The sequence below is a fragment of the Geobacter sp. AOG1 genome (assembly GCF_019972315.1).
Lineage (GTDB): Bacteria > Desulfobacterota > Desulfuromonadia > Geobacterales > Geobacteraceae > Geomobilimonas.
In genome coordinates this window covers 654,206-668,346 of record NZ_BLIZ01000001.1, presented here as the reverse complement: position 1 = coordinate 668,346, position 14,141 = coordinate 654,206, and the positions used below count along the sequence as shown (strand labels likewise).

Sequence of the window (14,141 nt, the reverse complement as noted above, 5' to 3'; positions counted from 1 at the left end):
ATCTGTAGGATTAAGAACGATTGTGCACTGGGGAATATGAAAACAGCAAAGCAGGCAACTCCATTAACCTTTCTTAGTTATTGCCTCTCTGCTGCCTTCAGCCAATCATTTATTGAATTTACCCCCAAGGACAGCAGTAAATCTTGCACTATTACCACACGTTTAAGCATTGCGCCGTGATCGGATTCTTCCCGTTCCTCGGCTTCGGCAAATAACCTGGTCATTAACTGGACAAGTCTATTCTCATGGTCGTAGAAGTATGGCTTGGCATGACCGACATAGGCTAGGTAAATTTCGGTTGCAGCTAAGGCGAGCTCTGGTTCGCGCTGTGAAGTGGCGTTGAGCCATTCATTAAATCCGAACAGGCGATCATGTTTGTTTTCGCTATCGTTTTCGAGCACGCTAAAGAAGAGGCGAATCAATTCTATTGGGATGGGAATTGGTGGCATGTTGTCCCGAAAGATCTTACCGATACGTCGTGCGACTGCCGCAGAATGCTGGTTGCCAGCTTTCATTCCCGCCTCGATACCTGCAAGGCATTGCTCGTGATGCTGTCTGATATTTCCAGTGTGAGTCCAAACACTCGCTGCCCCCTTCCACGCTTCGGGAATATCCAGTGTGTTCAATTCAGCAAGCAAATTAACAAAGTTGATATGCCCGGTCAGGGCAGACAAGGCTGAAATTCGCCCCCAAGATTCCATGTCTTTATTGCCACCGTCTCGACGGATGCGCTCAAGCAAGGGCGCAACCTTTTCGAAATGATCGTGATAGGCGTAATACAGGCAACGTTCGGCGGACTGCCAAAGCCCCACAGAATCCTGCATGGCAAGGTAAAATAATTCCCAACCCAACTCGGAATTCTTGCTTTGGAGGTATGGCAAACGTCTCAGAATCAGGGCGCGGATCGCATGGTGTTCATTGCTGGCAAATCGACGTAGCGTTGGTGGCAACAATTCAGGTAATGCGGTGCCGCGCTCTTGAAGGTTATTGGCCAAAATCATCAAAGCTTCGGCAACATTTCCACTCATCATATTGATACCGGTGGTAATCAGATCGACTGAATCGCCTCGAATATTGCTTTCCTCCCTATGACCTCCAAAGCCTATTGCCAAGAACACAAGCCGTGCAGCATTTTGTGTATCTTGGATGACATGTGCGCAGGCTTCCAGAGCCTTGGCTGCGGAGCGATTGAGCTGCCAGTGGGCGGGATTTCTCTCCAGTTCGTCAAGAATTTGATTCGCCAAGGCGGGAGCATCGGGCTCTTCGATCGGTACCCAGGTTCCGTTGGTTTGCAGGTTACCATAGCGATGTGCCAGGTAGGTGGCGATGCCGTCCATGATGTCGTCGCGAAAACTTGCCGAAATGTCGCCCCAATATGCGACCAGCAATCTCAAGAATCGCGATGGGTGACGAGAGGAAACCTCGCGCAGTTGACAACCTACTTCTCGCTCCCCTCCTACCAAAAAGTCATCGAATAAATTCCTATTATATCCAACGTAGTGCGCCAGCAAACGAATTACGCCGCCATCGCTGGCATTCAGAAATACCTCATATGAAAATGGGGCGGCGACCGTGCCCCCTCGGCTGCCTATGTACGGCTGTCGAATAAATGTCCCATATATTTTTTCGTAAGCATCTAGTATCGCTTGGGCTTCCGCTGAGCGCAGATGACATGGGATGGCGGATATATATTCGGCTCGATGTTTCAATATCCAGAAACGTGTCCCATCATCCGGTTCCGGTTCCTCCCACACGATTAGCATTGTTGCCATCACTGCGTCTTGTGTGTGGCTATCCAGGTAAATGAACGCAGTCCGGATCAATGTACCTAGTTCGTAAGAGAGATCGAATTCCAGAAAACTCTTGTCGCATAGCAGACGACCGATCAAGTCAATATTGGGCTGAGAAGAATTTGTGAAAGCGAGGACGGCGAAGTAACACAGTGCACCTTCGTGGTTAAAACATAGGCGTTCTCGGTTCTGCTGCCACCAGCCGGAGTGTTTTTGGGCGTGGTCTAGAATTGCTGCCTCTATCGCATCGAAGAGCATCCGCTCTTCATCAACGTATCGATGATCGTGTTGAGAGTGGACATCATTGTATGAGGTATTGCTTAGATATCCATTGCGATAGCCTATTCTGGTCTCTCCGTAGTGAGATGACTGGATTTGGCTCCATTGCTCAATCGTTGCCAGTGCTAAATCGAGTAAGGTAGTGGATTGCACCATCCGCTGTTTCAGGAAGTTCTCGTTCTTGTCTCCGAATTCATGGGGTTGGCAATGCAGTTTCTTGTCAAAATGAAATTTCATCACCTCGTCTTCACTGATGTCGCCAGTGATGTAGCGCCAAAGCATTCTGTCATCAATAGCGCCAGCGACGATGCAGCGTGCAACGATATGACCTACCAAGCTATGCTCAGGCTTTGGCATACTGAGTAGCCGCTCTAGCAATGGAGCAACCAGTGGCAGATTTTCTGTTTTGAAATCGGATAGAGAAAAAACCAATTGCTCTGTGATTCTGTTGCCATCCAGCCAATCCAGTCCCAATGTCTCAATCCAGAATGCCAGTACCCCGGAAGCATCTTCATTTTTCCACTGCGCTACCCGATGAACATGGGCCGTCATTCCCTCGGCATCGTTCATTTCCTTCAACGCAGGCACCAGATGAGAAAACCAGAAGTGATGCCACTCAACCAACGATGCTTGGGCGTAAATCACCTGAAACACCTCGCGATGCTTCTCTCGCAAGTCTCGTATCAGCGGCCAGTCATCATCCTGCGGTATCTGCTGGGCAAACGACTCTGCAATTAGGCGGCGGATGTGAAAGGCCGCGTTGCCCGTCAATACCGCTCGTATTTGCTTCCTGAACTCACGACGATCTCCCGCCGCTAACTGTGAAACAAAGCTTCGTATGCTCGGTCGCACGAAAGGCACGGGCGGCAAGCCTTGGATGAACTCATTGAGCGAAACCCCTCGGCGTACAGCGCCGCACATCACCAGCACATCCAGCAGGGTTTGATGGCCAAACGTCAACTTTCCATCATGGGTATCTTGTAGAACATTGAGACTGTGTAGCCGACGCAGGATGTCCTGTGAAGCACTGAAACGCTGACGAGGAATTGACAGAGTGCGTGACTGCAGCATTGCATTAGCGATGGATTCAATCGCTTGCATTGCGGTGTCGCCCAGCGCGGGATCGGCCTGCACGATGGTATCGAGGTAGCGTTGCGCCAGCGCTTGGCTGGTAACCACGTTGAAGCTGCCATCACGCTGGGCCAGTTCGACAAACAGGGCCAGTTCGCGCGGATTTCGGATCAGTTCACGTGTGACGTGGTCAATAGTAGTCGAATCGATTTCGAGCTTTTCGAGTAACGGGGCAATCTCGATCTCCCAGTCCAGCGGCAGGCACTGAAACTCACAGTCCCACTGCCGTGCGGCAATGCGGCGGTCATATTTGCGGTCGAAGTCGCGACAAGCTATGATAGCGGTGATATTGGGGATCAGTAGCAGCTGGTCAATTTGTGCCAGGAAGTACGTTAATACGCTGTGCTCGCGGGCGATGGACAAGACATCAAGTGAATCGATGACCACGACCACATGCGCGTCTTCTGCTAACCGGGCAGCCTGCTCCACCCACTTCTCTGGTAGTCCTTGTGCCTGGCGCTCCTGCGCTGTCGCCAGGTCGGCGAATTCGCGCGACTGTATGAAGAGCGGCACTATATCCGGTCGGGTTTGCGTTCGCTTCTCCAGTGCTTCTTGCAAATTCAGCATCACACAGGTTTTGCCGGAACCCGGAAGCCCCGTAAGCAGGATACTGCGTTTCCCTGCATCGATAGCAGCTAGGAGTTCGTTCACGATTGGGCTCGAAATGCGCTGCCCAGCAATGTCCCGAAGCCACGACCTGCCGATGGCTGAAGTGCCGGAAAACGATGTCCGTACCTGTGCGGTGGACATGATCGGAACCAGCATTGCTCCTGCTTGATGGAGAATGTCTTTGAGATCGTCCTTGGTCAGGCGATGCTGACTGGAAGCGGATAGGTTGTCGCCCAACATACGTCCACCAAGTTTGTCCAGGCGTATCCAGAGGGCGTTGAAGGCAGCATCTGAGTTGCTCGCCATTTGTCGCAAACGTTCATGCAGTAAAGTCTCCATGCGATCAAAATCTGGGCTGATCTCGAAGGAGGTGCGGCGCAGGAATTCATAGGTCGAGAGATCGGGAGCCTTATCTGCAATGCAAGCGGTCAAATCGCTATTTGTTTTTATATGCTCTTTGGTTAAATTCGCATGATAGTCGGCCTCATTGCCATAGAGGATGCTGTATTCACGTAGTTTAGCGAGTGTGCCAAACTCGCTACGTGAATAGAAACGGACTTGGGCGTGTTGATTTCTAGCCAGTGACAGAGAAGCCTTGGCCAACTCCCCCGCAAGATCGGCTATCGACCATGCGCTGAAATCGGCCTGGTTCTTTTTACATTGGCAACAAATCAGGGAGCCGTCGGGTTTTCCAATAACGACATCATCCACCAGATAGGTCGTCGAATCTATTTCAAGCCATTGAAATTCGGGATCGGACAGGACAGTTATTGCCCAATCGAAAGCAACCAAAGTCTGATAGATATCACCACGGGTGGAGCGTATTCCTGCGATGCTCATTTAGCCCCCTGCTCGAGCTGTTTCATTCAAATTGACAAATCTTGAAGATGCGCATTTACGCTTACTTCCCAATGAACAGTTTGAAGTTGGCAAAAATAGAGACACTTCCCCTGTTTCTAATTCTTCCGGGTCATCGCTCGATGGAAAATGGGTTGAGAAATTGACGTCCCCACAGATAGTTTTTATCAACCGGGCTTAGCCCCGCTTCTTCACAGACCCGCTCCCAATTGTCGCGAATGGCTGTCTCGATCCGGTCAATCGCATCGACAGCTGCCTCCGGGAAAGTAGGAAGTGGTGCGCGGCAACCAGGCAGGTTTTGAGCTGCAGGAATTCAAGGGACAGTTTACTTAATTTTTCCCGGCACTACAGCATACTTCACAACCAAGAAATGCCGGTCAAAACCAAAGGCAGTGGAAAGCTTCATGCGCTCCATCACGGCAAAGCTGGTGCAATCCACGAAGCTGAAATCCTGGTCCCGGTATTTGCTGAAGATATCCCAGGCCCGCTCTTCATCGGCGTGCGTAACCCCAACCACCCTGACGAAACTGCTCTCCTGCAGCTTTTGCCCGAAACTGCATGCGGCTTCATGGCCGATTCGATAGCGAATAAGGGTGACTGTTTCCGAGAAAATGAAGTTAGTGGTAATGAGCGGCATCGTGTTAGCGGCCAGGAAAGCCGCCGCCGCCTTATGATCGGCATCATCGCTGTCTACCAGGGCATACCAGGCGCCGGTATCGACAAAAATGCCGTTCACGGTTTCTTCCCGTATAGTACGGCATCGTGATCGCGGGCCGTATGTTTTTGTCCGCTACCGCCGATTCCGACAATGGAGTAGACCGGATCATTTTCCGCTACACCCGGCTTTGGGGCAAATTTTTCGTTAATCATCTCACGAATCAGCGCGGAAAGACTTTTCTTGGTTTTGCGCGACAGATCCAGCAGCGTTTGATACTGCCAGTCGTCGAGAGAAATCTGGGTTCTATGTTTGATCGCTTCCATAATCGGTTTACCTCCACACAAATCTTACATCAGATGTAACTTGCCGTCAATCGCCGAAAACAGGAAAGGGCGCCGCAATTAGCGCCCTTCGAATACTAAGCAATCAGGCTTTTGATGCGCCATTTCCCATTCCTTTCTATCATCCATTATTCAGATTTGTTGCTCAGAACTTTATTCTCCAGGAACTTGTACATCTGGTCGACGATTTCAAGAGTGTTCAGAACGAAAAGAAGGCAGACTACTTAGTAAAAAGCAGCCCGCCCCCTTTTATTACTGAAACCATCGTCTTGTTTGTTTACGGCAGCAAATCAAGTTTTTTCAGCCAGTTTGCCAAGTCATTGTCTGCTCTGCCAACAGTGCCGCCTTTAATCGCCAAGCCGGATAACACCTTTGCCTTCGGACAAAGTTTCTTGATATCGCGCTCGCTGCTTCCCAAGCCACTCCCCTCATGGGTGCAATAGGGGACTATGGTCTTTCCCGAGAAATCGTACGCATCCAGAAACGTAAATACTGCCATCGGCATTGTTCCCCACCAATTCGGATATCCGATGTAAATCACCTCATAGGAATCCATGTCAGCTACCAATTCCGTAAGCTCAGGCCGGGCATTGCCGCTCAGTTCATCCTGCGCTACTCGGGTCGTTTCCGTATAATCTTCCGGATACGGTTTTACGGTTTGAATCTGGAACAGATCGCTTCCTGTCAGTCCCTGTATTTTCTTGGCGATTACTTCTGTGTTGCCGATGGGCAGATTTACAATACTGCCTCCAAGATAATTGTTCCCTTTGCGTGAAAAATACGCGCTCAGGCTTTTTTGATGTGCCATTTTCTATCCCTTCCAACCATTCATTATTCAGATTTGAGCGACGACATGTCGATGGAGAAGCGGTACTTCACATCCGATTTGACCAACCTCTCGTACGCCTCGTTGATCTTCTGGATCGGGATGATTTCCACGTCTGAGGTGATATTGTGCTCACCGCAGAAGTCGAGCATCTCCTGGGTTTCGGCAATGCCGCCGATGAGCGAGCCGGAGATGCTTTTGCGGCCGAACAGGAGCGCAAAGGCTGAGAGTTGCAGTGGCGACTCCGGTGCGCCGACCAGGGTGATGTTGCCGTCACGGCCAAGCATATTGATGTAGGCATTGATGTCGTGATCAGCGGCAATGGTGTCGAGAATGAAGTTGAATGTCCCGGCATGCTGTTTCATCTCTTCGTCGTTGGTGGAAACAATGACCTCGTGGGCACCGAGACGAAGTGCATCCTCTCTCTTGCTTGGCGAGGTGGTGAAGACCACGACCTGGGCGCCGAAGGCCCGGGCGAACTTGACTCCCATGTGGCCCAGGCCGCCGAGGCCGACCACGCCGACCTTCTTCCCCGCGAGGTCACCCCAGCGGCGGATGGGGGAGTAGGTCGTGATCCCGGCGCAGAGCAGCGGTGCCACCCCGGCCAGATGAAGGTTGGCCGGAACACGCAGCACGAAGCTTTCATCGACGACGATACTCTCGGAATAGCCGCCGTAGGTGACCGGAGCGGTCCCGTGTTTGTCCGCTGAGTTGTAGGTAAAGGTTGCATTATTGCAGAACTGCTCAAGGCCATCATGGCAATGGGGGCAGCTATGGTCAGAATCGACCATGCAGCCGACCCCTACCAGGTCGCCCGGTTTGAAGTTCGTGGCTGCCGAGCCGACCTTGGTGACCTTGCCGACGATCTCGTGGCCCGGCACACACGGGTAGGTTGTCGGCATGACACTGCTCCACTCGTCACGGACCGTATGGAGGTCCGAGTGGCAGATGCCGCAGAAAAGGATTTCGATCTGCACGTCGCGCTCGGTTGTTTCACGCCGCGGGATGGTATCGGCGGCAAATGGTGCTGTGGCACTGGCGGCGGAATATGCTTTGGCTTTGTACATGGTATATCCTCCCATAGTTTTTTTGTTTGGTGAGCACGCTGCAGGCAATGGAGCGCGGAAAAGGCGGATTGAACGGATTCAGGCGGATTTTAAATACAAAACTGGTTGTGAAAATCCGTGTAAATCCCTTTGATCAGATTTGATCCGCGTTCCATTGCTTTTGAATTTCAGCGGCCGGTCAACTGCTCCAGCTTTTCCGGGTAGCGTGCCCCTTCCACCTTAATCTGGGCGGCGGCGCTGTCGATCTCGCGGAGATCGTCGTTAGTGAGTTCGAGAGCCACTGCCCCTATATTCTCGTCCAGGCGATTTAGCTTCGTGGTGCCCGGGATCGGCACGATCCACGGCTTCTGGGCCAGCAGCCAGGCCAGGGCGATCTGGGCCGGAGTTGCCTTCTTCTCTGCCGCGATCCTGCCAAGCAGATCAACCAGAGCTTGATTCGCCTTCAATGCCTCGGGGGTAAAGCGCGGCAGGGAGCTGCGGAAGTCGGTACTGTCAAAGGTAGTAGTTTCATTCATCTTGCCGGTGAGGAATCCCTTGCCCAGCGGGCTGTAGGGGACGAGGCCGATACCCAGCTCATCCAGCGTCTGCAGCAATCCCTCCTCAGGCCGCCGGAACCAGAGCGAGTATTCATTTTGAACCGCGGCGACCGGCTGAACGGCATGGGCGCGGCGAATGGTCTGGATTCCAGCTTCCGACAGCCCGAAGTGCTTCACCTTACCTTCCTGGATCAGCTCCTTCACCGCGCCTGCCACGTCTTCGATCGGCACGTCCGGGTCGACCCGGTGCTGGTAGAACAGATCGATGACATCGGTTTTAAGGCGCTTGAGCGAGGCCTCGGCCACCTCTTTGATATGCTCCGGCCGGCTGTTCAGGACCGGTCCGCCGCCTTTCATCGCCCGGGGATCGACACTGGTGTCGAAACCGAACTTGGTGGCGATCACCACCCGGTCGCGCAGCGGCGCGAGCGCCTCCCCCACCAGTTCCTCGTTCGTGAACGGGCCGTACACTTCTGCCGTATCGAAGAAGGTGATGCCGCGTTCCACGGCTGTCCGGAGGAGAGAGATCATCGACCGTTTGTCTTTGGGCGGACCGTACGAAAAGCTCATTCCCATGCAGCCGAGCCCGAGCGCCGAGACTTCCAGACCGCTTTTTCCCAATATACGTTTTTGCATTGTGTTCTCCTTTTCACTGTTTTACAGACTGACCTTGTTGATGATTATACCGTACCCGAGAACCAGCACAGACCGGTAGACCAATCCTGTTAATTTATTGCCTAATCGTACGATGTATTGGATAATAGTTGTAATGCAAAGTGGGGTCAGGTAGTATTCAAGAGGGAGGTATTTATGACAAATCAGGCCATTAGAGAGGAAATTGGAGATAGTAGCTTGGAAGTTGCGCTTGGGGCTTTGAGGAATAGTATTGCACGATGGACCGACAAAAGCGACCTGCTCGAGACCGCGGTCTCGGGCTTGCTACTCTACCAACACGATGAACCGACCCAGCCGCGGAACGCCATGTACGAACCGTGCATTTGCCTGGTCGCGCAGGGTGCCAAGCGCGTGCTGCTCGGAGATGACACCTATGTGTACGACGCGCACCACTATCTGATCGCGTCCGTGCATCTACCGACTATGGTGCAGATTGTCGAAGCGAGCCGGTCAAAGCCTTGCATGGGAGTGGTGTTGAAGCTCGATCAGCGCGAAATTTCACAACTGATGGTGGACAGCAATCTCCCGCAACCACGTGCGCAGCAATCAAGCCGTGGCATGGTACTCGGCGAAGTGACTCTGCCGCTGCTCAATGCCTTTCAGCGATTGATCGACTTGCTGGATGAGCAGAAGGATATCCCGATTCTTGCACCGATTATTCAACGGGAAATCATTTACCGGTTGCTGGTGGGCGAACAAGGTGAGCGGCTGCGCCAGATAGCGTCGGCGGGGAGCCAGAGTAACCAGATAGCGCGGGCAATCGATTGGCTGAAGGTCAACTTCTCACAGTCGTTGAGTATCGATGACCTCGCTGCGCAGGCCCGCATGAGCACATCGACGTTTCATCACCACTTCCGGTCGATGACCGCTTTGAGCCCGTTGCAATACCAGAAGCAGCTGCGCCTGCAGGAAGCGAGGCGCCTCATGCTTGCTGAACGGATGGACGCGGCAAACGCAGCATTCCAGGTCGGCTACGAGAGTCCTTCCCAGTTCAGCCGCGAGTACAACCGCATGTTCGGCGCTCCACCGTTACGGGACATCACGAACTTGCGGCAACTGGCGGCCGGTGAGGGGGGCTAGGCCATTCATTTTGTTGCGCCAGGGGGAGTCATAAATTATAAAGGTCACTTTTCAGGAGAAAAGTGACCTTTTGTATTCGCAGGGGTTTTTGTCCAGCGGCAAACCTTTTCGATTGTCAGATTGGTTCGTTCGGTTGCGCCAGGGGTTGTGGCGTGGGCGCTGGTAGCCGCTGCCGGCACCGGCAGATTTTCATACCGCAACACTTTCGGCAAATTTTGCCGCCATCCGTTTCCGGTAGTCGACGATATCCTTTCGCAACGAAGCGAGGCTGGCCATCTTTTCGTCAATCGTGTTGACATGCTCATCAAGGATTTCAAGCAGGCGCGGGATCATCCGTTCGGTTTCTTTGGCTTCGCCGTAGGCGATGTAGAGATCCTGCATCTCCTTGATGGTCAGACCAAGCTCCTTCAGCTTTATGATGAACTTGATCCGTCGTACGAAGTACGGGGTGTAGCCTCTGGCCGCACCATCGGCCCGCTGGACGGACTCGATTATCCCCACCTCCTCCCAGTAGCGAAGTGTTCTGGTGGTGAGCCCCACCGATGTAGCCAGCTCTCCAATCGGGGTTATTGCTTCGTTGCTCGTTTCGTCGTTCACGCAGTTTACCTTTACGTTAAATTTTGAAGAATTATAGGGCAGGCTTTTCGCAATGTCAATCTGTTTCACACAGCTGTGCGTTAGCCGAGTGGGTGGTAGGGGAGCGGTTGTATGACAGCTTAAAGAAATTTAGTAAAAACATGTTTTATTTATGCTTGACATGTACGTAAGCTGCGTTATATGTTCGGTCACATATAGTTTGCCAAATAGTTGCCGGTGCATAAAACCCTTGAATAAGGCGTTACTGGCCGGGTCTTCGCGTTATTGACAATTTGTGCGGGATATCGCAAACGCGAGACAGCCTTTCCAGAACTAATAGATCCCCGTTTCAGGAACTATCTGCGGCCGTTGTCTGAAAACAATGATGAGGAGGAACCGCCATGCATACCGCATCCCCTGAAGTCTACAAAACCAGTCACAAGGTCCGCTTCGTCACCGCCACCAGCCTGTTCGACGGTCACGACGCCTCCACGAACATCATCCGCCGCATCCTCCAGGCCTCCGGGGCCGAAGTGATCCATCTGGGGCATAACCGCTCGGTGGATGAGATCGTCACCGCGGCCATACAGGAGGATGCCCAGGGGATCGCCGTCTCCTGCTATCAGGGTGGGCATCTGGAGTTCTTCAGGTACATCAAGGACCAGTTGCGGGAGCGGGGCGCGGAGCAGGTGCGGATCTTCGGCGGCGGTGGCGGGGTGATTATCCCGGATGAGATCCGGGAACTGGAGGCGTACGGCATCAGCAAGATCTTCTCGCCGGAGGATGGCCGCCGCATGGGGCTGCAAGGGATGATCAACCTGATGCTGAAGGAGTGCGATTTTGCGCCGCAGCGCAGCATTGACGCGGAAATCGCCAAACTCCAGCACCAGGATATCCGGGCGGTCAATACCCTGATCACCCTGGCGGAGCAGGATGTACATGATCACACAGCCGGCTATGGCCCGCTGCGGGAACAGATCCGTGTCATGGGGCGACCGGTTCCCGTGGTCGGCATTACCGGTACCGGCGGGGCGGGAAAGAGCTCCCTCAGCGACGAACTGGTCCGCCGTTTCCTGCGTGATTTTCCTGAGAGGAGTGTCGCCATCCTGGCGGTGGACCCGTCACGGCAGCGGACGGGGGGTGCACTCCTGGGGGACCGGATCCGGATGAATGCCATCAATACCAGTAAGGTCTACATGCGTTCGCTCGCCACCCGCGATTCCCACTCCGAGCTCTCCGCCGCCATTCACGATGCCATTGACGTGGTAAAAGCGGCAGGGTTCGACCTGGTGATTGTGGAGACCAGCGGCATCGGCCAGGGGGATGCCCGGGTGGTGGACATCGCCGACGTTTCCCTCTACGTGATGACCTGCGAGTTCGGGGCCCCGACCCAGCTGGAGAAGATCGACATGCTCGACTTCGCCGACCTGGTGGCGCTGAACAAGTTCGAGCGCAAGGGGTCCGAAGACGCCCTGCGCAACGTGCGGAAGCAGTACCGGCGCAACCGGAACCTGTTCGAGGTGGCGGACGAGGAGTTGCCGGTCTATGGCACCATCGCCGCCCAGTTCAACGACCCGGGTACCAACGTGCTCTACCGGGCGCTGATCGATGTCCTGAACGCGAAGACGGGGGCGGGACTGCAGTCGCAGCTGGCGGTCGATGAGAAGGAGAGTCTCAAGAAGTACATCATCCCTCCGGACCGGATTCACTACCTGGGGGAGATCGTCCAGGCGGTGCGGAGCTATCGCAGGCGTGTGCTGGAGCAGGTGGGGGTGGCGCGGCGCCTGTTCCAGCTCAAGGGTGCCAGAGAGGTCCTGGAGGGGACACCTACGCTTGAAGAACTGGATCGTCAGATTGCCGGCTACGAGTCGAAGCTGCACGAAGAGCCGAAAAAAATACTCGCCGACTGGCCCTGTCTCAAGGAGAGCTACCGCCAGGACCAGCTGGTCACCAGGGTGCGGGACAAGGAGATCCGGAGCGACCTCCATACCACTACCCTCTCCGGCACCCGCATTCCCAGGGTCTGCCTCCCCGGTTTCGCCGACTGGGGGGAGATTCTGCGCTGGACCATGCTGGAAAATGCACCGGGGCTCTTCCCCTACACGGCCGGGGTGTTCCCCTTCAAGCGGGCCGAGGAGGACCCCAAGCGCCAGTTTGCCGGGGAAGGGACGCCGGAGCGGACCAATCGCCGTTTTCACTACCTCTGCAAGGATGACGACGCCAAGCGGCTCTCCACCGCGTTCGACAGTGTCACCCTCTACGGCGAGGATCCGGATTATCCCCCCGATATCTACGGCAAGGTGGGGGAGAGCGGAGTCTCCATCTGCACGGCGGAGGACATGAAGAAGCTCTACGCCGGCTTCGACCTCTGCGCCCCCAACACCAGCGTCTCCATCACCATCAACGGCCCGGCCCCCATGATGCTCGCCTTCTTCTTCAATGCGGCCATCGACCAGCAGGTGGATGCGTTCCGGGAGAAAAACGGCCGCGCCCCCGGCAACGCCGAATACGCGGAGATCAGGAGCTGTACCCTGCAGACCGTCCGGGGAACGGTCCAGGCCGACATCCTGAAGGAGGACCAGGGGCAGAACACCTGCATCTTCTCCACCGAGTTCGCACTCCGGATGATGGGGGATATCCAGCAGTACTTCATCGAGCAGAAGGTGCGCAACTACTATTCGGTCTCCATCAGCGGCTACCATATCGCCGAGGCGGGGGCCAACCCCATTTCCCAGCTCGCCTTCACCCTTTCCAACGGCTTCACCTACGTGGAGTACTATCTCTCCCGCGGCATGCATATCGACGACTTTGCCCCGAACCTCTCCTACTTCTTCAGTAACGGCCTGGACCCGGAATACACGGTGATCGGCCGGGTGGCGCGGCGCATCTGGGCGGTGGTGATGCGGGAGAAATACGGCGCCAACGACCGGAGCCAGAAACTCAAGTACCATATCCAGACGAGCGGTCGCTCGCTGCACGCACAGGAGATGGACTTCAACGACATCCGCACCACCCTGCAGGCGCTCATGGCGATCTACGACAACTGCAATTCCCTGCACACCAATGCCTACGACGAGGCGGTGACCACCCCCACCGAGGAGTCGGTGCGCCGGGCCATGGCGATCCAGATGATCATCACCCGGGAGTTCGGCCTGGCCAGGAACGAGAACTCCTGCCAGGGGTCGTTCATCATCGAGGAGTTGACCGACCTGGTGGAAGAGGCGGTGCTGGCGGAATTCGAGCGGATCGACCAGCGGGGCGGGGTGCTCGGCGCCATGGAAACCCAGTACCAGCGCAGCAAGATACAGGACGAATCCATGCTCTACGAGCACAAGAAACACAGCGGCGAACTCCCCATCATCGGTGTCAACTGCTTCATCAATCCGCGGGCCAATGAAGAGGGATACCAGGTGCCGGGGGAACTGGCCCGGGCCACGAAGGAAGAGAAGGAGCAGCAGATCGCCAACCTGCGCGCTTTCCAGGAGCGAAACCGGCAGCAGGCCCCGGCAGCCCTCCAGCGGCTCCAGGAGGTGGCAGTAAGTGGCGGGAACATCTTCGCCGAGCTGATGGAGACGGTGAAGTATGCCTCGCTGGGGCAGATTTCCCACGCGCTGTATGAAGTGGGAGGGAAATACCGGAGAAATATGTGAGGGCAGGGGCAGATCCTGTCGTTGACGCCGTGGCGGGTGAGCGCCCTGTCTCCCATCCCTTTCTT

General features: G+C 54.8%; 9 protein-coding genes. 2 read left to right on the top strand and 7 right to left on the bottom strand.

Annotated elements, in window-relative coordinates:
• Positions 1 to 77: 77 nt before the first annotated feature.
• The 6 genes from LDN04_RS02935 to LDN04_RS02910 all read right to left on the bottom strand — a co-directional run bounded on the left by LDN04_RS02935 (position 78) and on the right by LDN04_RS02910 (position 8,731).
• Positions 78 to 4,649 (bottom strand): AAA family ATPase, encoded by a 4,572-nt coding sequence (locus LDN04_RS02935; protein ID WP_223906165.1) that lies wholly within the window; start codon positions 4,647 to 4,649, stop codon positions 78 to 80.
• 343 nt (positions 4,650 to 4,992) lie between these two features.
• Complete coding sequence (locus LDN04_RS02930; protein ID WP_223906163.1) at positions 4,993 to 5,403, bottom strand: type II toxin-antitoxin system VapC family toxin; 411 nt, start codon at positions 5,401 to 5,403, stop codon at positions 4,993 to 4,995.
• A complete protein-coding gene (locus LDN04_RS02925; RefSeq protein ID WP_223906161.1) occupies positions 5,400 to 5,648 on the bottom strand; it encodes a ribbon-helix-helix domain-containing protein in 249 nt (82 codons plus the stop codon). The genes LDN04_RS02930 and LDN04_RS02925 overlap by 4 nt, the downstream gene beginning before the upstream one ends.
• Before the next feature lie 295 nt (positions 5,649 to 5,943).
• Entirely contained in the window at positions 5,944 to 6,474 is a 531-nt protein-coding gene (locus LDN04_RS02920) for a flavodoxin (protein WP_223906159.1), read from the bottom strand.
• Positions 6,475 to 6,497: 23 nt separating this feature from the next.
• A complete protein-coding gene (locus tag LDN04_RS02915; RefSeq protein WP_223906158.1) occupies positions 6,498 to 7,559 on the bottom strand; it encodes an NAD(P)-dependent alcohol dehydrogenase in 1,062 nt (353 codons plus the stop codon).
• 167 nt (positions 7,560 to 7,726) lie between these two features.
• Positions 7,727 to 8,731, bottom strand: a complete 1,005-nt coding sequence (locus LDN04_RS02910; RefSeq protein WP_223906156.1) for an aldo/keto reductase — start codon at positions 8,729 to 8,731, stop codon at positions 7,727 to 7,729.
• A gap of 174 nt (positions 8,732 to 8,905) precedes the next feature.
• On the opposite strand from LDN04_RS02910, the gene LDN04_RS02905 reads away from it, so the two are divergent.
• The gene (locus LDN04_RS02905; protein WP_223906154.1) at positions 8,906 to 9,850 is read left to right on the top strand and encodes an AraC family transcriptional regulator; all 945 of its coding nucleotides are present in this window, start codon (positions 8,906 to 8,908) and stop codon (positions 9,848 to 9,850) included.
• Between the two features lie 189 nt (positions 9,851 to 10,039).
• On the opposite strand, the gene LDN04_RS02900 is transcribed toward LDN04_RS02905, so the two are convergent.
• Positions 10,040 to 10,447, bottom strand: coding sequence for a MerR family transcriptional regulator (locus LDN04_RS02900; RefSeq protein ID WP_223906152.1), 408 nt, complete (start codon positions 10,445 to 10,447; stop codon positions 10,040 to 10,042).
• A gap of 380 nt (positions 10,448 to 10,827) precedes the next feature.
• Here LDN04_RS02900 and icmF point away from each other — a divergent pair, with 380 nt between their 5' ends.
• On the top strand, positions 10,828 to 14,076 hold the full coding sequence (gene icmF / locus LDN04_RS02895) for a fused isobutyryl-CoA mutase/GTPase IcmF (protein WP_223906150.1): 3,249 nt from the start codon (positions 10,828 to 10,830) through the stop codon (positions 14,074 to 14,076).
• Positions 14,077 to 14,141: the final 65 nt, after the last annotated feature.

Coding starts and splice junctions, on each gene's coding strand:
- LDN04_RS02935 (WP_223906165.1), bottom strand. CDS start 4,649: ATGAGCATCGCAGGAATACGCTCCACCCGTGGTGATATCTATCAGACT.
- LDN04_RS02925 (WP_223906161.1), bottom strand. CDS start 5,648: ATGGAAGCGATCAAACATAGAACCCAGATTTCTCTCGACGACTGGCAG.
- LDN04_RS02920 (WP_223906159.1), bottom strand. CDS start 6,474: ATGGCACATCAAAAAAGCCTGAGCGCGTATTTTTCACGCAAAGGGAAC.
- LDN04_RS02915 (WP_223906158.1), bottom strand. CDS start 7,559: ATGTACAAAGCCAAAGCATATTCCGCCGCCAGTGCCACAGCACCATTT.
- LDN04_RS02910 (WP_223906156.1), bottom strand. CDS start 8,731: ATGCAAAAACGTATATTGGGAAAAAGCGGTCTGGAAGTCTCGGCGCTC.
- LDN04_RS02905 (WP_223906154.1), top strand. CDS start 8,906: ATGACAAATCAGGCCATTAGAGAGGAAATTGGAGATAGTAGCTTGGAA.
- icmF (WP_223906150.1), top strand. CDS start 10,828: ATGCATACCGCATCCCCTGAAGTCTACAAAACCAGTCACAAGGTCCGC.